The 24,271-nt window shown below is 59.2% G+C and carries 12 protein-coding genes; 10 read left to right on the top strand and 2 right to left on the bottom strand.

Annotation, left to right across the window (positions count from 1 at the left end):
* Positions 1 to 163: 163 nt before the first annotated feature.
* From PBDP_RS00615 to PBDP_RS00585, 7 genes are all read left to right on the top strand, one after another.
* The gene (locus PBDP_RS00615; protein ID WP_109752939.1) at positions 164 to 895 is read left to right on the top strand and encodes a carbonic anhydrase; all 732 of its coding nucleotides are present in this window, start codon (positions 164 to 166) and stop codon (positions 893 to 895) included.
* A gap of 92 nt (positions 896 to 987) precedes the next feature.
* Positions 988 to 2,517 (top strand): SulP family inorganic anion transporter, encoded by a 1,530-nt coding sequence (locus PBDP_RS00610; RefSeq protein ID WP_109752938.1) that lies wholly within the window; start codon positions 988 to 990, stop codon positions 2,515 to 2,517.
* A 277-nt stretch (positions 2,518 to 2,794) separates the two neighbouring features.
* Positions 2,795 to 3,361: a hypothetical protein gene (locus PBDP_RS00605; protein WP_109752937.1), complete on the top strand. Its 567-nt coding sequence runs from the start codon at positions 2,795 to 2,797 to the stop codon at positions 3,359 to 3,361.
* Between the two features lie 319 nt (positions 3,362 to 3,680).
* Positions 3,681 to 4,712, top strand: a complete 1,032-nt coding sequence (locus PBDP_RS00600) for a histone deacetylase family protein (protein ID WP_212801688.1) — start codon at positions 3,681 to 3,683, stop codon at positions 4,710 to 4,712.
* 11 nt (positions 4,713 to 4,723) lie between these two features.
* Positions 4,724 to 5,824: a polyamine ABC transporter substrate-binding protein gene (locus PBDP_RS00595; RefSeq protein ID WP_212801687.1), complete on the top strand. Its 1,101-nt coding sequence runs from the start codon at positions 4,724 to 4,726 to the stop codon at positions 5,822 to 5,824.
* A 121-nt stretch (positions 5,825 to 5,945) separates the two neighbouring features.
* Positions 5,946 to 10,565, top strand: a complete 4,620-nt coding sequence (locus PBDP_RS00590) for a dermonecrotic toxin domain-containing protein (protein ID WP_116833858.1) — start codon at positions 5,946 to 5,948, stop codon at positions 10,563 to 10,565.
* A 130-nt stretch (positions 10,566 to 10,695) separates the two neighbouring features.
* Positions 10,696 to 15,300 (top strand): dermonecrotic toxin domain-containing protein, encoded by a 4,605-nt coding sequence (locus PBDP_RS00585; protein WP_212801686.1) that lies wholly within the window; start codon positions 10,696 to 10,698, stop codon positions 15,298 to 15,300.
* Between the two features lie 42 nt (positions 15,301 to 15,342).
* On the opposite strand, the gene pdxR is transcribed toward PBDP_RS00585, so the two are convergent.
* Complete coding sequence (gene pdxR / locus PBDP_RS00580; protein WP_109752932.1) at positions 15,343 to 16,890, bottom strand: MocR-like pyridoxine biosynthesis transcription factor PdxR; 1,548 nt, start codon at positions 16,888 to 16,890, stop codon at positions 15,343 to 15,345.
* A gap of 100 nt (positions 16,891 to 16,990) precedes the next feature.
* Between pdxR and PBDP_RS00575 the strand changes: the two genes are divergently transcribed.
* Genes PBDP_RS00575 through PBDP_RS00565 form a run of 3 tightly spaced genes read left to right on the top strand, consistent with a single transcriptional unit; the run spans position 16,991 to position 18,763 of the window.
* On the top strand, positions 16,991 to 17,632 hold the full coding sequence (locus PBDP_RS00575; protein WP_109752931.1) for an FMN-binding negative transcriptional regulator: 642 nt from the start codon (positions 16,991 to 16,993) through the stop codon (positions 17,630 to 17,632).
* Positions 17,633 to 17,634: 2 nt separating this feature from the next.
* Positions 17,635 to 18,081: a GNAT family N-acetyltransferase gene (locus PBDP_RS00570; RefSeq protein ID WP_109752930.1), complete on the top strand. Its 447-nt coding sequence runs from the start codon at positions 17,635 to 17,637 to the stop codon at positions 18,079 to 18,081.
* Between the two features lie 10 nt (positions 18,082 to 18,091).
* Positions 18,092 to 18,763, top strand: coding sequence for a GNAT family N-acetyltransferase (locus tag PBDP_RS00565; RefSeq protein WP_212801685.1), 672 nt, complete (start codon positions 18,092 to 18,094; stop codon positions 18,761 to 18,763).
* 87 nt (positions 18,764 to 18,850) lie between these two features.
* Here the strand turns inward: PBDP_RS00565 and PBDP_RS00560 are convergent, their stop codons facing one another.
* Positions 18,851 to 24,226, bottom strand: coding sequence for an OTU domain-containing protein (locus tag PBDP_RS00560; protein WP_212801684.1), 5,376 nt, complete (start codon positions 24,224 to 24,226; stop codon positions 18,851 to 18,853).
* Between the last annotated feature and the right edge of the window lie 45 nt (positions 24,227 to 24,271).

Genomic DNA, 24,271 nt, shown 5'->3' with positions numbered 1-24,271 from the left:
GTGTTTCGCCACCCCTGGAATCGTTGTCCTAGAGCCTTCGATTTCAGTTTGAGTTAAGTTTCGGCCGCTACCTTGTTCAGCGAGTGACTGACGGGTCGAACATCTCGACCTGGATGTTTTTTAACCAGCCACTGGCGTCAGACCGTCAAAAAGAGGATGAATCATGAGTGACAAGGATAAACAGCCGTTGGCTGCGTCGGCTTCAGCCCAACCCGAGGCGGAAACCGCCGATGCAGCGCTGCAGCATATTGTTGACGGCTTTTTGCATTTCCATCACGAGATCTTTCCGCAGCAGGAAGAACTCTTCAAGAAACTCGCCACCGCCCAGAAACCCCGGGCGATGTTCATCACCTGCGCCGATTCGCGCATCGTGCCCGAGTTGATCACCCATAGCTCCCCCGGCGACCTGTTCGTGACCCGCAACGTCGGCAACGTCGTTCCGCCTTACGGGCAGATGAACGGCGGCGTCTCCACGGCCATCGAGTACGCCGTGCTGGCCCTCGGCGTGCAGCACATCATTGTCTGCGGCCATTCCGATTGCGGCGCCATGCGTGCGGTGCTCAACCCCGACACCCTGGAAAAAATGCCCACGGTAAAAGCCTGGCTGCGCCACGCCGAAGTGGCCAAGACCATGGTCCACGACAACTGTCCGTGCGGTGACGAAAAGCAAACCATGCCCATCCTCACCGAAGAGAACGTGATCGCGCAGTTGCAGCATTTGCGAACGCACCCTTCGGTGGCCTCGCGCATGGCCAGCGGTCAGTTGTTCATCCACGGTTGGGTGTACAACATCGAGACCAGCGAGATCAAAGCCTACGACGCGGACCAGGGACGTTTCCTGCCGCTCGATGGCAGCCATCCGATACCGGTGGCGACGCCCAAAGCGCGCTTCTAACCACTCCTAAACATCCTCGTGTGGTTCAAGCCTTACCGCTGTTTGCGCGGTAGGGCCTCGCCATGCCTGAAGAAAACTGCGGGAGAGTCGCCATGCGTGCTGCTCAATTAAAAGCTGTTCTGCCACGGGAGCTGCTGGCTTCGGTGGTTGTGTTCCTGGTGGCGCTACCCTTGTGCATGGGTATTGCCATCGCCTCCGGCCTGCCACCGGCCAAAGGCCTGATCACCGGGATCATCGGTGGTTTGGTGGTGGGTTTCCTGGCAGGTTCCAAGCTGCAAGTCAGTGGCCCGGCCGCCGGGTTGGCGGTGCTGGTCTTCGAGTTGGTGCGCCAGCATGGCGTGGCAATGCTCGGACCGATCCTGCTGCTGGCCGGTCTGCTGCAATTGTTGGCCGGGCGCTTTCGCCTGGGCTGCTGGTTTCGGGTCACCGCACCTGCGGTGGTGTACGGGATGCTCGCCGGTATCGGCGTGCTGATCGTGTTGTCCCAGGTCCACGTGATGCTTGACGCCGCGCCCAAGCCGTCAGGGCTGGATAACCTGGCGGCGTTCCCGGCAGCGGTGGCCCAGGCTTTGCCATCCTTTGGCTGGCAGGCCGGCCTGCTCGGGTTGTCGACGATTGCGGTGATGTGGCTGTGGGAAAAATTTCGCCCCCACAGCCTGCGCTTCATTCCTGGCGCCTTGCTTGGCGTAGGCCTGGCGACCGTCGCCAGCCTGCTGCTGGCCTTGCAGGTCAAACGCGTGGAAGTCCCCGAGAACCTCGCCGAAGCCATTGATTGGCTGCGTCCGGCCGACCTGCTGAACCTGGCCGACCCTACGCTGCTGATCGCCGCGTTCGCCGTGGCCTTCATCGCCAGCGCCGAAACCCTGCTGTCAGCAGCCGCCGTGGATCGCATGCACAGCGGTGAACGTGCGGACTTCGACCGGGAACTGTCGGCGCAAGGCATCGGCAACATGCTCTGCGGCCTGCTCGGCGCCTTGCCAATGACCGGCGTGATCGTGCGCAGCTCGGCCAACGTCCAGGCCGGAGCCACTACACGAATGTCGACGATTTTCCACGGCCTGTGGCTGTTGCTCTTCGTGCTGTTGCTGTCCAGCGTGCTGCAAAGCATTCCGGTGGCGAGCCTGGCGGGTGTGCTGGTGTACACCGGTTTCAAACTGGTGGACCTCAAGGCGTTTCGCAGCCTGGGCCGCTATGGCCGGATGCCGATGTTCACCTACGCCGCCACGGCGCTGGCGATCATCTTCACCGACCTGTTGACCGGTGTACTGATCGGTTTCGGCCTGACCCTGGCGAAACTAGCCTGGAAAGCCTCGCGCCTGAAAATCAGCCTGATCGACCTGCCCAGTGACGGTGAGATGGAACTGCGGTTGGTCGGGGCGGCAACCTTCCTCAAGGTCCCGGCGTTGACCCAAGTGCTGGGCACCATACCGACAGGCGCCACCGTGCATGTGCCGCTCAATAACCTGAGCTACATCGACCACTCGTGCCTGGAGCTGCTGGAAGAATGGGGCCGGGCAAACGCCAGCAAGGGCTCGAAACTGCTGATCGAATCCCGCGGGCTCAAGCGCCGGTTGGAAGGGCGGTTGCGGACCACCGTGGGGGTTGGCGCAGCCTCTGCCTGACCCTTCAAGTCCAAAATGGGGGAGCGCGCCTGCTCGCGATAAGGGCATCAATCCAACATGGATGTTGCCTGTGACATCGCTATCGCGAGCAGGCTCGCTCCCACAGGGGACTGGCAATGGTCGCCTTGAAATAAAATGTGTTCCGAATCCGAAGAGATTCATTTTGTGCAAAAAGAACCATTTAAAATAATTTGAACCACTATTGATAAATTGGTTCCCAGAGAATAGGATGGTTACGTCTCCTCTACTTCCGAGGGGCTTTACCGGAATCATTCCCATGACTGATGCTGAAAAGGCCGAAACGGTCTCCTACACGCTGCGTAATTTGAGCAGCAGCTTGGACAAGACCATCGCTGCCGTTGCCAATACGCTTGGCAAATCGAAAAACACCTTGATCCTTGAGACGCTGGAGCGGGAGTTTTACAACTACATCTCCACTTACGCGCGGTCGAATTTGCTGGTTTCGGCGATGGATACCGAGCTGGGGAAAAAATTCGGAATCGAGATTCTTTCGGAATGGTATGAAAGTGAGCACACCATCCAATATGACCGCTACCTCAGCACCAAACTGAAGCTCGATAGCATCGATAAAGTGGATGCCGTGTTTAAAGGGAACCTTCCACTGCTCGAGCTGCGTGCCAAGCAGCTAGTCCAAAAGGGCTACATGCGACTGCCACGAGGCATTTCCTTGACGTTCGCCTTGTTCATTGAGATCGCCAAACAAGATGACGAGGCTCTGATTCACGAGATTCGCAAAGGGTTGTTTGGAATCACTAAGGATTTCTACGAGTCCTTGAACGAAATTCGGGCAGCCCTTTCGCTTCCCGCCATCAAGCCCCAATGATTCAAAAGATGCACGCAATGGCCGGTCTCTCAGGGGGGCCGGCCATTCATTTATTCTTCTCCTTCCCTTTTCCAGACACACCGCATCAACCACACCACGACAGCTACGCCGCCGAGCGGAAGCAAGTTTCCCTCTCCACAAATCGCCGCATAAAGCCGCCCTTCTGCCCCAACCCCGCGCACACCTGCGCCAACAAGGGGCGATTTACGGTCAAATCTTTTGGCCATTTCGATCCCCTTTTGGCCTCTCCTGCCGTTCTCTGAAACGCCGCGCGCCGCAAGACTGTGTTCAAACGGATCAGCCTTGCGGAGAACAAAAAATGCTGACGATTTACTCGGACGATCACCACCTGCACCACGGGCGCTGCGAATTGATGGATGGGCAGTTGATGCCCTGTTTCGAGATGCCGTCCCGGGCCGATCATGTGCTGGAGCGGGTCAAGGCGCGGGCACTCGGGCCGGTGGAGGCGCCGCAGGATTTTGGCCTGGGACCGATCCAGCGTATCCACAGCCCGGCCTACCTGGAGTTTTTCAAAGGTGCGTGGGATCGCTGGGCTGAGTATGGGCGCGACGGCGATTTGCTGCCTTTCACTTGGCCGGCACGGACCCTGCGCACGGTCATCCCGACAAGCCTGCACGGCCAGCTCGGCTATTACAGCTTCGACGGCGGTGCGCCGATTTCCGCCGGCACGTGGCAGGCCGCCTACAGCGCCGCGCAAGTGGCCCTCACCGCCCAGGCGGATATCCAGCGCGGTGCGCGCAGTGCCTTTGCGTTGTGCCGGCCGCCAGGGCACCACGCCGCTGGCGATTTGATGGGCGGTTATTGCTACTTGAACAACGCCGCCATCGCCGCCCAGGCCTTTCTCGACCAAGGCCATAAGAAGGTCGCGATCCTCGACGTGGATTACCACCACGGCAACGGCACCCAATCGATTTTCTACGAACGCAGCGACGTGTTATTCGCGTCGATCCACGGCCATCCGGAAGCCGAGTTTCCGTTTTTCCTGGGCTATGCGGATGAGCATGGTGAGGGCCAAGGTGAGGGCTTCAATTTCAACTACCCTTTGCCGGCCGGCTCAGGCTGGGACACCTGGAGCGCGGCGCTGGAACAGGCCTGCGGGCAAATCCAGGGCTACGACGCCGATGTCATCGTCGTGTCCCTGGGCGTGGACACTTTCAAGGACGACCCGATCTCGCAATTCAAGCTCGACAGCCCGGACTACCTGGCGATGGGCAAGCGCATCGCGGCGCTCGGCAAACCGACGCTGTTCGTGATGGAAGGCGGTTATGCGGTGGCAGAAATCGGCATCAATGCCGTGAACGTTCTTGAAGGTTTCCAAAACGCCCAATGAGGAATAACAGCATGAACAGACTCAAGCGTTTAATGGCCCCGGCCCTGTGCGCCGCGCTGCTTTGCGGCGCGGTCCAGGCCGAGGAGCGCACCTTGCGCGTCTACAACTGGTTCGACTACATCACGCCCAAGGCCCTGGACGATTTCAAGGCGCAGAACAGCCAGGTCAAGCTGGTCTACGACATCTTCGACACCAACGAGGCCCTGGAGGCCAAGCTGCTGACGGGCAATTCCGGCTATGACGTGGTGGTGCCGTCCAACGTGTTCCTGGCCAAGCAGATCGAAGCCGGGGTGTTCCAGCCCCTGGACCGCAGCAAGCTACCGAACTGGAACCACCTCGATCCCAAGCTGATGAAGCTGATCGAAGCCAACGACCCGGGTAACAAGTTCGCCGTGCCCTACATGTACGGCACCATCCTGATCGGCTTCAACCCGGACAAGATCAAGGCCGCCCTGGGTGACAACGCACCGGTGGACAGCTGGGATCTGATCTTCAAGGAAGAGAACATCAGCAAGCTCAAGCAGTGCGGCGTGGCATTGCTCGATTCGCCGTCCGAGATCCTGCCCCTGGCCCTGCAGCACTTGGGCCTGGACCCCAACAGCAAGAAACCGGCGGACTACGCCAAGGCCGAAGCGCTGTTGATGAAGATCCGTCCGTACATCACTTATTTCCACTCGTCCAAGTACATGGCCGACATCGCCAATGGCGACATCTGCGTGGCCGTCGGTTACTCCGGCAGCTTCTCCCAGGCGGCCAACCGCGCCAAGGAAGCCAAGAACGGCGTGACGGTGGACATGCGCCTGCCCAAGGAAGGCGCACCGATCTGGTTCGACATGCTCGCCATCCCCAAAGGTGCGAAAAACCCGGGCGATGCCTACACCTTCATCAACTATCTGCTGCAACCGAAGGTGATCGCGCCAGTCAGCGATTTCGTCGGTTATCCGAACCCGAACAAGGACGCCACGGACATGGTCGACCCGGCGATCCGCAACAACCCCAACCTGTACCCGACAGAGGCGGCGATGGCCACGCTCTACACCTTGCAACCGTTGCCAAGGGACGCCGAGCGCGCGCGGACACGAGCCTGGACCCGGATCAAGTCTGGACAGTAAGTGCAGGGATGTAAGGCGGCATATACATAGTTACCACCTTCCCAGTCATACGCCCTCCTAGCATGGAAAACCCGAAGCGCTCGCTTCGGGAATTCCAAGTATCGCGAGACGGAAGACTGAGATGACACAACCCCCAACGATCACAAACGCCACGTCCTATGCCAACCCCAGGGACGCGGTACTCAACCAGTTGTTTGCGGGCCCCACCTATCCAGAGGTCGCCGCCATACTCCTGCGCGATGCCCTCAAGAAGCTGTACCCCGCGCTGAACCTCGACCCCCATACCACCGTGGTCGGCGAGCCGAACTGGGACATTGTCGACGGCGAAATCGTGGAGCGTCAGACCCGCTATGAAACCCTCAGCGACATGCTGGCGGGGCTCGCGAACGAAGGAGAACCCATTCTGCTGATCGAAGGGCTGCACTTTCTGACCCAACTGCCGCTCACAACCCCCGACGTGCATTTGCCGGTGCGCATCGACCAGATTGGCAACCTGATCAACGAGCTGGTACCCACCATGTTGACGGCCTGCCAGGAACAACAACTGGCGTACTGGAATGCTTCAGTCGGCGAATCCGGCCCACGCTGGCATGATCTCTCCAGTACATTGCGCAGAGCCTGGGACGTCAGGCAGATCAGGGGCTGGACCGCGACTGAATGCGAAATGGCCATGCACCTGTTCCGCTACCCCGATCGCCAGGGCCGCAAGGACAACAACCGTTTTGACACCCACGCTTATCTGATCGACGTCGACGGCGTTAACGACGATGAAGTGACACGTTTGAATGAAAACTCGATCGTGGTGCTGATCGGCAAAATCGACAGCCAGGAGGTCATCCTCAAGTACTCGACGCTCAACGGCTACGAGAAGTTCGGCTCGCAACACGCACTGGGGCAGTCGCTCCCAGCTCATCTGGATTCGCGCGGATACAGGACCATCCGATGGCGGCTCTATGAGCCCGACGGCAACATCTTCGACCATAAGGCCTGCGGGTTGATCGCCGAGCAAATCAAGATCATCGGCGCCTCCGGCGCGAAAATCAGGGCACCCTACGAGCCCGGACAACCGCCTGCCAGCGGCCAGGACCAGGACAACGACCCGATCGAGGCCTGGTTCAAGAAGCAGGTGCCCCACTGGTTGCAGGCTGCCTCGACATCCGACCAGATCCTGTTCGCCCAGCACATGAAGAACCTGTCGATATTGACCAGTATCCACTCCGGCAGAACCTACCTGGACGGCATTCCCTCCATCAAGGACTATGCGTTGGATGCTCTGAAAAAGCAGATGCAATCGGAACACACCGACGCGTCGAGCCTCGACCTGGAACACATCCAGATCGAGATAAGGAGTCCCGTTGTCTGGGGGAGTTTCGTCGTTCCCGGCAGGATCGACACCACCCGGTTCAGCCTGGTTGAGCTGGCGCTGCAAAACCTGATTGCAATGCCCGTGGGCAACAAAACCGTCACATCGCTCGGTGACGACACGTTACCCAAGTGGCTGACTGTCGAGTACGTCGAAGATCTCATCACCACCGTCGATATCGGTCGGGTTTACCCTGAGCTGATCAGGCAAAAGCTGCTCGACGATCCCGAAGAATCATCGCTGCGCGAAGGTTTGTACACCGCCCAGTTACGCATTCAGCTGCCGATGCTGGCGCTGGAATGCAAGATCCGTGGGCAAGGCAATCTGGACGAAAGGGGCTACCGCTACATCGCGGCACTGATGGAGCCCGAAGAAGCCGATCGCAAGGTGGACGGCAAAACCATCGTCCTGCGCAAACTGGCCTTCGTACCCGAGCTGCAGGTGGGCAACTCGGAAGACGTCGTGACCAATATGTTCATCATCGGCCCCCAGGACTCGGACGCCGGCCCTTGCCTGCTCTATCGACCGATGCTGGAACCGCAATTGAGCCAATACCCGTCGTTCAGCAACCTTTTGTATACGATCAAGCAAACACCTTCCTTACGCCAATCGGTGCTGGCGTGGCTGCCCGATGGGGTCCGTGACGATTACGGCCGATTTGTTTTCCCGGACCTCCTGCCATCCCCCTGGAGCATCGTAGCGTTCGTGGCGGCCCCTTTGACGTCATTGGCCAATAGCGGCCCCGTCAGTTTGAGCGACAAGACCCTGGGAGTGGATTTCCTGCCACAGTTGTTCAAGGCCAATGCCGATGCCCTGGTCGAGTTGGCCAACCGTCAATCGGTCTCCAACAGCGAAAATCGCTGGGAGACTTTTAAACAGGCCGGTTGGCTGATTTTCAACCTGGCATTGCCTTATTTGGGGGTCACCGCGGGCACCGCGGTCTGGCTCTGGCAAATGCTGGACGATATCGACAAGTTGACGCAAAACAACGAAATGCTCGATCGCCCGGCCAAGTGGGAAGTGTTCGCGGACCTGCTGCTGAATCTCTCACTGGCGCTCATTACCCACACCCTGGACCATGCCAGGGAAACCAAGCGTGGCCGCCGCGTGGAAGCACAGGAGGTGATAAGCGAACTGGAGAGCCTGCTCAAACCCCAACATGAACTGGCTATACAAGAGCTCGCAACGCTCACGAGCAAAGCCCTGCCGGCCGAGCATTACGAGAACATTCGCTCCAGTGGCGCCTTGATGAGCCGGTCGAGAGAAAGTATGACGCTCCTTGACCCATTCAGCGTCAAAGAGCCCGAAGCGGCAGGAAATCCCCTCGCCGACGGCCCGCTCAAAGGGCTCTACGAGCACCATGGGGAGCGGTACGCAAAAATCTCAGGCAAATGGTTCAAGGTGAGCCTGAAGGAAGAGCAGGTCTCTATCGTCGATGGGAAAGATCCCACACGTACCGGCCCCCTCCTCATGGGTGACCGCAATGGCGAATGGCACATCGATACTCGCCTGCGTAAGAGTGGCCCCAGCTCCAAGACTGTCAGGCAAAAAGTCATTGCTGATGCGCAACATCGCCGGGTTGAACTGCTGACTGAACTGAACCGGTTTGAAGCCAAGAAACCGCAGAGCCAGAAACTGCTGACCATGGAATCGAGACGGATGGACGAGGCCTCGGGCCCTGCCAGGGAGACCCTGCGCGATGCGTATGTCGGTGCGTTGAAAACCCAGCGCGAGCGCTACGAAGAGGCGTTGAAGGTGCTGATCGAATGGCCCGTCTTCCAGTCGAGACCCGACTACCCCCGTACCAGGCTCGGCTATCTGAACGCGCAGGTAGACTTCACCTTCGCCGAGATGGAAGCACTGCAAGAACGCTTTAGCCCGGCCATGAGCAAAGCCAAAAGCATGATCACCTCCAGGATCCGGGTGTTGGAGCAACAGCACATTGCGGCGGCCGAAAGTATGGTCAGCGTCGGCGACGACATGATTGAACGCCTGGACTACGTCGAGACGCGCTTCTCCCAACTCAAGGAGATCGGGCGCGAGGGCTTCGAATTTGTTCGACAGCACCGTAAAAAGATGCCGCTCTACACAGGCGACGACCTTCGCCTGATCAAGCTGGACATGTTCCGTCACCTCTGCCTTTCACTTGAAAGCGTCGAGTCAGTGCCCGAAGCCTGGGAAGCATTCAACCATGTCGCCGACAGTGCCACAGTGGCTTTCCAAAGCCTGCGCGATGCGATCGATGAGCGAAGCAGAATCCGCCTGGACGAGCAGATCGATGCCTTTGGCAGCCTGGCCGAACAGTTCATGGCCATCGATGAACACCTCAGCTACCTGGGTAGCGAATACAAAGACAGCGTCCGCGCGCCACAACTGGCACGCCTGCACAAGGGCATCGGCACGGTCGTAAAGCGCGCCTTGCGTCATCTGGCATCCGCCCTCGATGAAAGAAGCAACCAGCGAACCGCAGGCTCTCCTTACGAGCAACGCCCCAGGCCTCGAAAAACCTTTATCAGGGCGCGTTTCTGGGGGCTGGTCAGTGGTGAACCCCGACTATCGAAAATGATGGAAGAAACGGATTGGGTCGATGTGAAGAACCCGTTCACGGGGGAGATCATCGTCACGTTCCATCGCAAGGAAACCGGCGAATGGATACCTCACATGAGGCCCGACGCCGAGCCGGCCGCAGTGCCTGCGCTGGCTATCAGCGTCACGAAGGGCACCGACCTGATCAACGGATTGGACACGTTCAAGGCACAGTTCGATCTCGCCACAAAACAGCCGGGACAGACACCCGCGGGTATCGGGATGATCCTCAACACCCACGCGAGCCGGATGGAGAAAGTCAGCGCTGCCATTCAAAAGGCGCTCGATCAGGCCAATGGGGTTGCTTCAAACGAAACGACGGAGCTTCCTGAAGCACAACGGCAATCGGCCGAGCGCTTGCGCACTCAACTCACGACGCAATCGAAAGCCCTTTATGAGCTGGGATTCGAGACCTTATTGAATGTCATCAAGCAACGCCCGCCGACCATGAGTGGCATCATCTGGCTTAAAAGCCGCAACCAGATTTCCATCACCAAGCAAAAAAGCCGGCAGCGCATCAAAAAAGCGCCCTATGGCTACCTGGACAGGTATGAGATCAAGGATCGGAAAACCAACAGAACGCTCTGGTTCGCGGATTTCCGCTACACGACCAATTGGGTGCCCGCCCATGCGTTCGTTTCAGCGCGCTTGAAAACAATCGAGCAAGCCGCTCAAGAAATCACCACCGAATCCACCGAGCTGTTTAGCCAGCGTCAACTGATCGACCATTACCGCAGTGAAATTGCCACGGACCAGGCCAGGGAGGTGTTCTTTCAAAAGAAACATACGTGAATGCGTGACAGACAACCGAGGCGCCGCAGGGCGGCGTATACATAGTTACCACCTTCCCCGTCATGCCCCTCCCTAGCATGCAATCCCCGAAGCACTCGTTTCGGGGATTGCACAAGACAGGGAAACCCAAATGACAAGAACCGTCACAACCACCACGAGCTCCGCACCCGAAGCGCGCCTTCGGGATGCGGTGCTCAATCAGATGCTCGCGGGGCCTACCTCCCCGGAAGTGGCCAGCCTACTGCTGCGCCAAGCCCTCAAAAAAATGTACCCGACGCTGGACCTTGATCCGCACAACACAGTGGTCGGCGAGCCTAATTGGGACGTCGTCGACGGCAACATCGTGCAGCTTCCCACCCGCTATAAATCCCTCAGCGACATGTTGGCCGAGCGCGTGGGCGAGAGTGAATCGACCTTGCTGATCGAAGGGCAGCACTTCCTGACTCAACTGCCCCTCACCGTCCCAGAGGTGCACCTGCCGGTGCGTATCAGTCTGATCGGGCTGCTGATCAACGAACTGGTGCCCGCCATGACGTCCGCTTTCCAGGAACAACAACTGGCGTACTGGAATGCCTCACTCGGCGCCTCCGGCCCTCGTTGGCATGAGCTCTCCAGCAACCTGCGCAAGATCTGGAACGTCAGCCAGGTCCAGGGCTGGACCGCGACTGAATGCGACATGGCCAGGCAATTGTTCCTTTACCCGGACCTGCAGGACCGCAAGCACCATGACCGCTATGACACGCACGCCTATTTGATCGATATCGATGAAGTTGACGGCGATACGGTCCGTCGCGTGAACGAAAACTCGATCGTGGCATTGATCGCAAAGATCGACGGCAAAGAAGTCATCCTTATGTACTCTCTGCGCAACGGTTATGAGAAGTTCGATTCACAAGACGCGCTGGGTCAATCCCTGCCGACTCATCTGAACACTGTCAACCGCACAAAAATCCAGTGGCGGCTGTATGAGCCCGACGGCAATGTTTTCGACCACAAGGCCTGCGGACTGATCGCCATGCAGGTCAAAGTCATCGGGGATCCCGGTTATCTGGAAGGCCTGATAGCCGACGAGAGCGAACAGGCCGATCACGACGGACCAGACAGGGGTAACGCCCCTTCCCAGGACTGGTTCGAGAAACAGACGCCCGATTGGTTGCAGGCCGCGTCGACATCCGATCAATTCCTGTTCGCCCAACACCTGAAAAACCTCTCGGCACTGGGCAGCGCCCATGCCGGCAAGACCTATCTGGACGGTATCCCCGCCATCAAGCAGTACGCCTTGAACAGGCTGAAGCAGCAGATGCTGGCGGACCACGCCGATGCCTTGACCCTCGACTTGGAAGCCATCGAGATCCAGATACGCAGTCCCGTCGTCTGGGGGACTTTCGTGGTCCCCGGCAAAATCCAAACCACTCGGTTCAGCCTCGTTGAACTGGCCTTGCAAAACCTGATTGCGCTTCCCTTGGGCGATAAGACCCTCAGGTCTGTCAATGGCCGTGCATTGCCCAAGTGGATGACGGCCAATTACATCGAGAACCTCATCACCCAAGTCGATATCGGTCGCGTTTATCCCGAGCTGATCAAAACCCGACTACTCGACGATCCGGCCGAATCAACCCGGCGCGAAAACCTGTACACCTCACAGTTGCGAATCCAGTTACCCCTGCTGGCGCTGGAGAGCAAAATCCGCGGGCTGGGGGACATCGATGAACGGGGTTACCGCTATATCGCTGCGCTGATGGAGCCCAAGGAGTCCGATCGCCAGGTCGATGGGCAGCCCATCGTCCTGCGCCCACTGGCGTTCGAATCCAAGCATGCACTGAGCACCTCGGCAGACGTCGTGACCAACATGTTCGTGATCGGCCCGAAAGATCCGGATGCCGGCCCCTGCCTGCTTTATCGACCGTTGCTTGAGCCGCCGCTGTGTCAGTACCCGTCGTTCAGCAACCTGATCTACGCCATCCGGCAAACGGCCTCCTTGCGCCAATCGGTCCTGGCGTGGCTACCCGATGGGGTACGCGCCAGTTACAGCCGATTCGTTTTCCCGGACACCCTGCCTTCACCCTGGGCCATCGTGGAGTTTGCGGTCGACCCTGTATCGTCATGGCTCAATAGCGCGCCCATCGGTTTGAGCGACAAAACCCTGGGGGCTGACTTCCTGTCGCGGCTGTTCAAAGCCAATGCCGCTGCCCTGGTCGAGCTGGCCGACCGGCAATCGGTGTCCAACCGCGAAAATCGTTGGGCCACCTTCAAACAGGCCGGCTGGTTGATTCTCAACCTGGCGCTGCCTTACCTGGGCACCGCCGTGGGCACCGCGGCCTGGCTCTGGCAAATTCTGGACGACCTTGAAACGTTGACCCAGAGCGACGAAGCCTCCAACCGCCAGGCCAAGTGGGAGGCCTTCGTCGACCTGCTGCTGAACATGGCCATGGCAATCACGACTCACGCCATCGACCGCGCCAGGGAAAACGCCGACAGCCGTCGACCCGAGGCGCCAGAGGTCGTGCGTGAACCGGCAAGCCCGACAAAACCTGAACTCGTGATCGAGAAGCTTGCCCCTCTAACGAACAAAAAACTGTCACCCGAGCACTATGACGCCATCCACTCCAGCGGTGCCTTGACAGACCAATCCGCCAAACGCGCCGAGCTGCTTGAATCCTTCAGCGTGAACAAACCCGAAAACGCCGAACAGCCCATGACAGAAGGCGCGCTCAAGGGGCTCTACGAGCAGGGAGGGCACTGGTACGCAAAAATGGCCAACCAGTGGTTCAACGTGACGGTGGAGGGCGAGCAGGTATCCATCGTTGATGAAAACGACCCCGCACGCACCGGCCCGCCCCTGATCAATGATGCAGAGGGCGAATGGCGTATCGACACGCGCCTGCGCTTGCGCGGCAGTGGGTCAAAGGGCGTCAGGCGAAAAGTCATCGCGGATGCGAAACGCCTCAGCACCCAACTACTTGCCGAACTGAACCGGTTCGAGGAACGCAAAACCCAGGACCAGAAGCTGCTGACCATGAACGCCAAGGAGATGAACCAAGCCTCCGACTCTTCCAGGGAGGCCAGGCGCAACGCTTACTTGAGCACCTTGAAAACACAGCGGGAAAGCTACGAAGAAGCATTGGAGATTTTGATTCAGTGGCCCGTCTTCCAATCAAGGCCCGACGCACCTCGAGCCAGGCTCGGTTACCTGAACGCGCAGATCAACTTCACGTTCGAGGAGATAGGCACCCTGCAGGAGCGATTCACCCCGGCCCTGAGAACAGCGGTGGACATGGCCACCTCGAGCATCGAACAAGTGGAGCAAGCACACGTTGATGCCGCCGAAAACATGATCAAGGTCGGTGAAGATATGATCGAGCGCCTGGATTACATGGAAACGCGCTTTTCCAGACTGAGGAAGGTGGGGCGCGAAGGTGTTGAACTGCTGCGCAAACACCGGGCGAGAATGCCCGCCTACAAGAGCGATGCGATTCGGCTCATTCAGTTGGACATGTATCGTCACCTCTGCCTGTCACTGGAAAGCCTCAACGACCTGCCCGAAGGCTGGGCCGACATCAACCAGCTTGTCGATAACACCACCGTCGCTTTTCAAAGCCTGCATGACGCCATCAATGAACGAAGCGTGATCCGCCTGGACGAGCAGATCGATGCATTCGGCAGCCTGACGGAGCAGTTCACGGCCATCCAGGAGCACCTCCAATACGTGGGCGAGGAATACAGGGACAGCGTCCGTGTGACGGAACTCACTCGACTGGGCAAGCAGATCGGCCAGCTTAAAGAACGGGCGTTGCGCCATTTAGCACGCGCCCTCGACGAAAGAAGCAACCGGCGAAGCGAAGCCGGTCCTTACCAGGCGCGCCCCAGGCCCAGGAAAAAATTCATCCGGGCGCGCTTCTGGGGGCTGGTCAGTGGCGAACTCCGTTTAACCAAGACCCTGGAAGAAACCGATTGGCTCGATGTCAAACATCCGCTCACGGATCGAATCATCGCCACCTTCCATCGCAAGGAAACCGGCGAGTGGCTGCCCCATGTGAATACTGAGACGCCGTTGGCCGTCCCGGTGTTGGCGACCAGCATCACCAAGGGCAAGGCTCTGCTCGACGGATTGGCTGCGTTCAAGGCACAGGTCGAGCAATACACGACAAAGCCAGAGCGGTCGCCCACCGGCATCGGACTGATTCTGAACGCACACGCCAACCGGATGGAGAAAGTCGCCATCGCGATCACGAAGGGCCTGGACAATGCGTCAAACGAAACGGTTGACCTCTCGGCTGAGCAACAGCGTTTGGCGCAATCCACACGCACGGCACTCAAGAAAGCCTCGAAAACCCTTCACGACGAAAGCTTCGACACCGTACTGAATGTCATCAAACAACGCCCGCCGACCATGAGCGGCCTTCTCTGGCTCAAGAACCGAAACCAGATTTCCATCACCAAGCAAAAAAATCGGCAACGCATCAAAGGCCCTCTGCGCGGTTATCTCGACCGGTATGAGATCAAAGACCTGAAAACCAATAAGACCCTCTGGTTCGCCGATTTCCATTACTCAACGAGCTGGGTGCCGCCTCATGCGTTCGTTTCCGCGCGCTTGAGAACACCCGAGCAAGTCAATCAACGGATTGGCGTCGAATCCACCCAGACATTCAACCAGCGCCAACTGATCGAGCATTACCGCAGCGAAATCGCGGTGGATCAGGCCAAGGAAGTGTTTTTTTCCAAACAACCGTCATAACGGCGAAAACCCGGGGCATCCACAGATGCCCTGTTTCAGCCGTCAGGTTTTCCAGGCTGTCGCCAGGCCCGCCAGCGCAATGTCTATCGCCGCTGGCGGGACGGCCGCGAACCCCAGCACCAACCCGGCATGCACTTGCGACGAGGTTGTAGTGGGCAGCCAATAACCACTCAAGCCATTGATCTCGACGCCCACGCTGGTCGCTAGCGCTATCAGTTCACACTCACGTTCAACGCTGTCCACCGGCACGGTGACATGCAGCCCGGCCACCACCGTGGGCATGACGCCAATGCCCGCAACCGCCTTCGGCCAGCCGCTCAGCAGCGCGTCACGCCGGGCCAGGGCGGCCCGGCGCATGCGCCTGATGTGCCGCTGGAAATGCCCGGCGGCCATGAACTCGGCCATCACCGCTTGGGTGCTGACTTCGGAGTGACGCATATCCACCGCGCGGCGGCGGGCGAAGGCGTCGACCAGGCCAGGCGGCAATACGAGATAACCCATGCGCAAGGCCGGAAACGCGACTTTGCCGAACGTGCCAACGTAAAGCACCCGCCCCTGGCGATCCAGCGCGGCCAATGGCGCCAACGGTGCGCCGCTGTAGCGGTATTCACCGTCGTAGTCGTCCTCGACGATCCAGCCGTCATTGCGTTCGGCCCAGGCTAGCAGCTCCAGCCGCCGTGCCAGGCTCATGACCACCCCGGTCGGGTATTGATGGGACGGTGTGACGTAGGCCAGCCGACAGTGGCTCAACGCACCGAGTGCCGTGCAATTCAACCCATCGCCATCAACCGGTACGCCTCTCACCTCGGCACCCGCAACAGCAAACGCATGCCCGGCGGCGCGATAGCCTGGGTTTTCCACCGCCACGATGTCACCCGGGTCCACCAGCAACTGTGCACAAAGGCTGATGCCCTGCTGCGCGCCGCTGGTGATCACAATTTGTTCAGCCGTGCAGTGCAGGCCTCGCGAACTGCGCAGGTATGCGGCGATCAGCCCACGCAAGCGCGCATCCCCCTGGGAATCGCCATAACAGAGCTGTTGCAGGTCCGGTTTGCGCCAGAAAGCCGCATTCAGCTTGGCCCAGACGTCGAAGGGGAACAGATCGAACGCTGGAATGCCGACCCGAAACGCCCTCGGTGGGCCACTGGGCGGCAGGGGCAAATGGTGCTTTTCGACCCGATCCAGCGCATCGCTGTGGATAACTTTACTGGATGGACCCACAGGTAAATCGAGCCAATCTGTGGATAAGGCTGTGGGTAAGCCTGTTGAAAACCCTGTGGATACTTTTGTGGATATGTTTTTCAGCGGCAGCGTCGTCGAGGACAGTTTCGCCACATAAGTCCCGTCACCGACCCGCCCTTCGATGAAACCCTCGGCGTAGAGCTGGTCGTAGGCGCGCACCACACTGTTGCGCGAGATCGACAGGGCCGCCGCCAGGTCACGACTGGCCGGTAGGCGCGTGCCGCTCGCCAGGCGCCCGTCCAGCACCCGTGCCCGTAAGGCCTGGTAAAGCTGGCGGCTGAGTCCCTGGCGGCGATCGAGCTCGATGCCCGCGGGGTTGAACGACAGTGGCGGCACGGCGTTGTTCATGACAGCTCCCGAAAATGGACCTGTGAAATTGGCTGAAAGTGGCTCTTACAACAGACCAATAGCCTGCCTAGGATGCTCGCATTCGCCAAGGAAAATCGTCATGTACAACCCTAAAGCCTTTGTCGTCGAAGACCTGCCCCAACTGCATGGCATGATGGGGGATTGCCGCCTGGCCGTATTGATCACGCAGGGCGAACACGGCTTGCAAGCCAGCCACTTGCCGTTGTTGCTGGACCCGCAACAAGGTCCCAACGGGAGCCTGTACGGGCACATGGCCCGGGCCAATCCGCAATGGCGCGACCTGGAAGCCGGCGCCGAAGCCCTGGTGGTCTTCAGCGGGGTCGATGCCTACGTGAGCCCGGGCTTCTACCCCAGCAAGGCCGAACACGGCAAAGTCGTGCCGACCTGGAATTACCTGGCGGTACACGCCTATGGCCGCGCCGAGGTGTTCAGCGATCCTCATCGCCTGCGCAACCTGGTCAGCGCCCTCACCGATCGCCACGAAACCGGCCGCGCCCAGCCCTGGAAAATCGATGATGCGCCGGCTGAGTACATCGACAGCATGCTCAAGGCGATCGTCGGTTTCGCCTTGCCCATCCAGCGCCTGGAAGGCAAACGCAAGCTCAACCAGAACCGCAGCCCGGCGGATGTCGCCGGCGTGCGCAACGGGCTCGCCGCCAGCCCCGATCCACAGGACCAGGCGCTCGCACGCCTGATGCCAGACCTATCATCCAAGGAGTGAACATGAGCCAAGTCGAAATCCGTCTCGTCAGCGCCGACGATCACGCTGCCTGGCTGCCGTTGTGGCAAGCCTACCTGCGGTTCTACAACACCGAGCTGCCGGACGCGGTGAGCCAGAGCACCTGGCAACGCCTGCTCGATGACCGCGAGCCAACCCACGGGGCCCTGGCCTGGAACGGCGACACGGCGGTGGGCCTGGTGCACTTCATCTATCACCGTTCGAACTGGAGCATCGAGAATTCCTGCTACCTGCAAGACTTGCTGGTGACGGAACAATGCCGTGGCACCGGCGTCGGTCGCCAGCTCATCGAATTCGTCTACCGCACCGCCAAGGCCGACGGTTGCTGCAAGGTGCACTGGCTGACCCACGAAACCAACGCCACGGCGATCCAGCTCTACGAGCGCATCGCCGAACGCCCGGGTTTCATTCAATTTCGCAAGGCCCTTTAAGGAGCACAGCATGTCGATTTCACTCGCCGATTGGAAAGGTGCCCCGGCACCGTCTACGCAACTGATCGAAGGGCGTTTCATCCGCCTGGAAAAACTCGATCCGGCGCGTCATGCCGATGGCCTGTGGCAAGCCCTCGAAGGCCCCGGCGCCGACCCGAAGCTCTGGGATTACTTGCCCTATGGCCCGTTCAAGGATCGCGGCGCGTTCGATGCCTGGCTGAACAACCATGCCGCCAACAGCGACCCGTATTTCTTCAGCGTGATCGACCGTACCAGCGGCGATGTGCAGGGCATTCTCAGCCTGATGTCCATCGTGCCGGCCCAGGGCCGTATCGAGATCGGCCACGTGACCTTCGGCGCACCGATGCAGCGCTCACCGAAAAGCACCGAGGCGGTTTATCTGCTGGCCAAGGAATCTTTCGCCCTGGGTTATCGCCGCCTGGAGTGGAAGTGCAACAACGCCAACGCCCGCTCCAGATACGCCGCCGAACGGCTGGGCTTCACCTTCGAAGGGGTGTTCCGCCAGCACATGGTGGTCAAGGGCCAGAACCGCGACACCGCGTGGTACTCGATGCTGGATTCGGAATGGCCGGCCATCGGCGCGGGGTTCGAGCAGTGGTTGAGTGAGGAGAATCAGAGCGAGGGCCGGCAGGTGCGCAGCCTGGTGGAGTGTCGGTCATAGGTCCGCTGCCGGCCACTTACCCTGTGGCTGGCTGTACACAATTTTGTGGCGAGGGGATTTATCCCCTCGCCACAGAAGCTGCTCGAATCACTCCGGTGTCGATGTGTTGCGTGTTGCCAGGAATGAACTGAGCGATTGGGGCGTCACCCCCGGTCGGGCATATTGCCAGGCCCACGTGGGTATCGACCCGTGATGACTCAGATAAAGCGCGAGCGCCAGACGGCTATGTTCGGCATGAATCCCTGGGAAATCGAAACCCTGCAGAAAATGCATGACTTGTCTTGGGGTCACGCCATAAGCGCCCAGAATCACCTGATGAGCCTGGGCTTCGTCGAGGGTCAGGCTGTCGATCAATGCGCTGGTAAACGCTGACTCAGAGCTCAGTGAATCCCGTTGCGCCAGCGTTCGCCGGATATTCTCATCGCTGAACTGCGGTCCCACCAGATCCTCCCAGATTCGCCGGGCGCTGCGCGGTGAAATGCCCGGCATATTTTGAATGGACCCCAATAGATTCGGGGTCCCGAGCAAAATCGCAACCCTGCTGTTCGAAGGTGATTGTCCCGCAGCGCTGAATAAACCCGTGACAGTCGCCATATCGCGCTGCTCGAGATACCGCACGCCCTGGAGGAAATCCCAAAAACTGATCAATGCCTGCTGATGGTGGATAAGGTCGTGCAGGTTTTGGTCATCGAACGGCTGCATCCAATCGATATCGATACGGCCGCGGCTCACCAATTCTTGATAACGGCTGCCGGCATACTCGGCAATGAGCTGAAGGCGTGAGTCAGACAACGCCGGATTACGTATCCATTGCGCCAGGACATTCACGGGGAACAGACTGCCCAGGTTGGAAGCAATAACAGGGGATCGCAGGAGGACTGTGGCCCGCCTCAACAGGACGGGGTAACGCTGGAGGGCCACGGTAAGCAGGTCCGTGAAATCCTCGGCCCTGTCGTAGTGCATGAACTGTTCCATCAGGTCTACGTCGTCGTCGATGACCCTGCCTGTTTCGCGCTCGAATCGTTTGCCCACATTCTTCAAGTCGTCGCGATCGACCAGGTAGGCACCGTCGAGCAGTTCTTCGAGCTGATCGTCATTGAGGTGGCCGTGCGTGGCCTCATCGTACCTGACATAAGCCAATTCATTGCGCGGATGATGGTCGGTCAGATCACGGGCCCGGACGCCGTACTCAAGCATGATATGCAGCGTATCCTGAGAGAGCAGGAGGAATTGATTATTGAGCAGTTCGGCGATTTCCTGACTGCGGATGGGCTGCAACAGGACATCCTCAAAAAAACTCTGCAAGGCTTGATCTTTTTGCGCGTAGTAGGGAATTCTGCTCAGCATCAAGCGACCCTGCGTACGGGGTGATACAAAACGCCCTATCATCTGCAGCATCTCCGGGGGCAAGTCAGCCGCAGTGGCTTGATCCAATACCCTGCGCACGGTGTCTCTTGCGTGCAAGCTCAAGTACCTCTCCAGCGGCTGAAACAAGCCATGGGGATTGGGGGCGCCGTAGATCATCCGAGTCAGGTCACGCGCCGCGGATCTACCCAGCAGACTCTCCAACGCTTGGGCATTATCAAAGACCAATTGCTGTACCCCGGAAGGTTGCGTCACCAGGTAATCGGTCACCTGCGGGTGTCGATCGATGTAATCGGCGACTTCATTACGCAGCCCCTGCATCGAAAACCTCGCCTGCGCCTGCCCTTCGTTCAATCCTCGGGCGACGGCATTGAAGAAGCAATCGCCGTTGATATCGAACGCGATTTCATTCTGCTCGCCCAGCACCAGGAGGTAATGGTTTTCACCGATTCGTCTCAAGACGATATCCGAGCCCGACCTGAGCGGATGATCAACCGCCGGGAAGGCACTTTCTTCTTGCCCCGGAGTAAAGCGTATTGACCAATCCTGGCGTACAGGCCTTTGCTCAATGATCAGCAAGCTGCGGTTTTGTGGCCAACTCGCAAGCCGGGTGACGAGGCTCGGGACCAGATCCATGATCTCGACGTCCCACTCGTTTGGCGTGCGCACCAGATCGGAAACGGAGCGAGACGATGTAGCCGGTTGCCTGGGCCGTGAAGGGCCGGGCTGAGGGGATGTGTCCCGCGGGCGCTTTCCTCCCCCCAAACCGCGTCCTACCGCGCGCCACTCGTCGTCGGACATCCGCTGCACCGTATCGCGCATCACGCCATGGGCGCGGATGGGCAATCCCGTAGTGGCTTCGACAATGGTGGCCTCGGTGGCCTTCAACCGCGTATGGTCGTGCACCCGGTACACGGTCCCGTCGGGTTGCCGCACGAACACGGGGCGCGTCACGCTACCCGTGGCGGTGTCCGTGATCGCGGGACGGTAAAAACCCTGGCGATCCGGTGTGATCCCTTTTATCAGCGACGTATCCGTCACGGCAAAACGGTCATAGAGCGCCTCTTCCAATGGCAGCCCGAGCAGTTTTTCCCTCGATCCTTGACGAGCCGTCACCGCCAGGAAAGAGGATTGCCCTCGCACGGGGAGGGTCACGCCACCGGACAGTGCCTTCTTCCCCGCATAATTTGCCACTTCCTCAACGAACGCCAGCGTTGGCAGGTTCATCGGAACCGCACCGGTCTTGACCACCAGCAAACCGGTTTTGACGGCATGCCTGAGCATCTGAAAACCGGGCACCGCGAACCCGGCCAGGTTAAAGACAATGTCGACCGTCATCATCACCAGCTTCGCCGCAATTTGATGACTGACATCCCGGTTGCTGTTGGAGCGGTGATCCGCGTAGGCGCTTTGGAAATTGACGTAGGCCTGGTGCAGCATTTCGAGAAGATCGCCTGCGAACAACGAACCACGAATCAGCGGACGACCGCCTTGCTTGCCCAACAAACGCTTGATCTGCTCGGGGTCCAGTGTAGAAATGCGTGAACGGAAATACGCCTGCCATTTTTCTTCCGGCAAAAGCCCGGCAATGCCGTCGCTCAGGTCAGCGAATTCATGAAAATCATCGCCACCGGGGCTGTCCGGGAAATAAACGCCAACGGTTCCCTCGATTTCCGGCCCCTCCTGATCGGAAAAAACCAGCACGCCATCGACGCTGACCGCATTGCCCATCATGTCCTGCTGCGCGCCCGCGCCCACGCTGCCCCCCAGTACAAGACCATGGACGCATACCTTGCGCCCACCTACCCGGGCACGCCCCGCCGCGGTGGGCGAGCGCAGGACAGCGTCCAGCCAGCAAGCGACTCGTTTGCGCGACATCGGAGGGGTGAAAGCGTTATCCAGCACGCTGGCCTTGAACACCTCGTCGCCCCTGAGCGAAGCCTCGTAACCTTTGAATTTCAAGTTAGCCAGATACGCCGCCTGCCACGCGGCCTTGTATTCAGGTTTGTTCATCTCCTTGCGCAGCAGGGTTTCATAACTGCCACCGGCATCAATGCGGATCGCCATCCTGGCAAGTTCACTCCCACTCAACGTGACGAAGAAACCGCTTGCCGGGTGCCTGACACGTTGGCCGTGTTGATCGACAACGTAAACGGTCAGCACTTCCCTCATCGCATTCGGATACTGATGCGGGCGCAGATTATCGAGCATCAACTGGGTCAGGCTGCTGATACGGGACTGCTTTCGATTAGCACGTTGCCCATAGAAAAGCGTGACCATGGTTTTGTCCGGATCCGGCTCTATACCCGGATGCACGGTTTGCTGCAGGTATTGTTTGATCTTCTGGCGAGTGAACTGCAACAACGTCTGGATACCGCCACCCAATTGGAAGACGGCCTGGAATACCTGCGCTTCCAGGCGACGATAGTGGGCTTGCTCAGGACGCGTCGCGGCTTTATAGAAACCGGGACGATTGTATTCGACCAGGGTCTGCTGACGCACAGCCAGGGGCGCGGCCAGCGACAACATGGGTAAAACAAGCGCACGTTCGGCACTTGCAGCAAAGGCACTCAACGCAAGCGTCTCGTTTCCTGGCGCGTTCATGACCGTTTCCAGGGCAGCGCTTTGTACCTGCAACAGGTCATCGGCGGCCACTTCAAAAACATGCCCGGACAGTTCAGCAGTGATATCCACAATCGTACGTTCCTGCCCTCCATGGGTCGGACGGACGTTGCTGAGCAGATCCTGCACAGAGCGGAATCGCTGGATCCCGCCTTCCAGGGAATACAGGAACAAGGTCAGGCTATCGGTAAACTTGATCACCATCGCAGCAGGCCACTTCTGCGGCGCTGCCGTGCCCATATCAAGCATCACGGTGTAGACATGGGGGATGGGCGCCCGTGCCAAACGGTTTCGGTCCGCCATGGAGGGGTGAGTCGTGATGAGGTCCAGCAGACGATCTTCATCTTTTTGCTGGATTCGTTCACTGGCCGTGAGTGGGATGGCCGAACTCCGATCAACTTTGTACAAATCGAAAAGATGCAGGAATCGCAGGGAAAGCAAATGAGCGAGGGCCTCTGCCGTGGTGCACGGGGTCGCTGTCTCAAGAATGCCCGCGTGACATGGGTTATCGCGAAAGCGCCTCAACTCATCGCGGAACTGGCGCTTCACACGCTCATTCGTGGTTGGATTGGCGATGTAAAGTACCGACTCCATGGCCTGTAGAACCTGGGCGTCCACCGGGCCGGCAAACAGGCTGTCGGCCTCGGCCACCGAGTCCGGGCGGGTGCAGAATCCGACGCCGCCGCCGGTGTAACTCGCAGGCGTATCCGTCTGCAAACACCCCCACATGACGTCGCTGAAACTCTCCGAGACCGTCAGCGAGCGCACACCGTTCGAGTCGCTGGTGAAGCGGCTCACATAACAGTAATCAGGGTCGATCTTACCCAGCAGTGAAGCGCGTAGCTTGCGCTCGGGGATCTTTGTCTCGAGCGTGTCCACCAGCAAACGATTGAGCACCGAATCGAAGGTCGGAAGCGCGGCGAACAAACGCGCCAGTTTCACCTGGTTGGTGTCCAGAAGCTCCAGTAACCTGGCCTGCTCCTTGCCCTTGGGGCTGAGCAGATCGTATTGAACCGCGCTTGTGGGGGTGGCAGGTTGCGGAGTGCTTCGATAGTTGCGGGGAATGCCTGCGTGCAGTTCGTTCAAACGGTTTTGCGAGAGCGCTCGCCCCTCGACGCGAAGGGACGAGAAATCCAGGGACATCAGGCTTCTGTGTGGATAAACCCAGCCATCGCGGGGGGACCGGGCAGGAATGCCGCCCGTCTCCTGGCTTTGATAGGCCACTAAAAAACCCTGGGTAACGGCATCGCGCAAAGGCACCGAAGTGCGTTTTCTTTTTGCGGCCGAGTCGACGGTCTCGACCTCTTGATAAGTGACCTGAACCAAGGTGTCACCGGCAAGGCCTCGTTCAAGCAGCCATTGATCGGCAAACGTGTGCGGTTGAAATGGAGCCCCACCGGGTAACAGGTTGATGGGTTTAAAGGGAGCGACAGAGGTCGATGGCACGCCCGGCTCATCTTCAGGAAAAGTAGACATTTAAGAGTCCGGTTTAATTGAGGAACCCGGACCCTATCCCGTCAC

It is taken from the genome of Pseudomonas sp. St290, assembly GCF_018325805.1.
Taxonomy (GTDB): Bacteria; Pseudomonadota; Gammaproteobacteria; order Pseudomonadales; family Pseudomonadaceae; genus Aquipseudomonas; species Aquipseudomonas bijieensis.
The sequence above is the reverse complement of the archived record's forward strand: the minus strand, read 5'-3'. Positions and strand labels throughout refer to the sequence as shown.

Excerpts from the sequence above, each read along its gene's own strand:
- PBDP_RS00615 (WP_109752939.1), top strand. The coding sequence starts at position 164 with ATGAGTGACAAGGATAAACAGCCGTTGGCTGCGTCGGCTTCAGCCCAA.
- PBDP_RS00610 (WP_109752938.1), top strand. The coding sequence starts at position 988 with ATGCGTGCTGCTCAATTAAAAGCTGTTCTGCCACGGGAGCTGCTGGCT.
- PBDP_RS00605 (WP_109752937.1), top strand. The coding sequence starts at position 2,795 with ATGACTGATGCTGAAAAGGCCGAAACGGTCTCCTACACGCTGCGTAAT.
- PBDP_RS00600 (WP_212801688.1), top strand. The coding sequence starts at position 3,681 with ATGCTGACGATTTACTCGGACGATCACCACCTGCACCACGGGCGCTGC.
- PBDP_RS00595 (WP_212801687.1), top strand. The coding sequence starts at position 4,724 with ATGAACAGACTCAAGCGTTTAATGGCCCCGGCCCTGTGCGCCGCGCTG.
- PBDP_RS00590 (WP_116833858.1), top strand. The coding sequence starts at position 5,946 with ATGACACAACCCCCAACGATCACAAACGCCACGTCCTATGCCAACCCC.
- PBDP_RS00585 (WP_212801686.1), top strand. The coding sequence starts at position 10,696 with ATGACAAGAACCGTCACAACCACCACGAGCTCCGCACCCGAAGCGCGC.
- pdxR (WP_109752932.1), bottom strand. The coding sequence starts at position 16,890 with ATGAACAACGCCGTGCCGCCACTGTCGTTCAACCCCGCGGGCATCGAG.
- PBDP_RS00575 (WP_109752931.1), top strand. The coding sequence starts at position 16,991 with ATGTACAACCCTAAAGCCTTTGTCGTCGAAGACCTGCCCCAACTGCAT.
- PBDP_RS00570 (WP_109752930.1), top strand. The coding sequence starts at position 17,635 with ATGAGCCAAGTCGAAATCCGTCTCGTCAGCGCCGACGATCACGCTGCC.
- PBDP_RS00565 (WP_212801685.1), top strand. The coding sequence starts at position 18,092 with ATGTCGATTTCACTCGCCGATTGGAAAGGTGCCCCGGCACCGTCTACG.
- PBDP_RS00560 (WP_212801684.1), bottom strand. The coding sequence starts at position 24,226 with ATGTCTACTTTTCCTGAAGATGAGCCGGGCGTGCCATCGACCTCTGTC.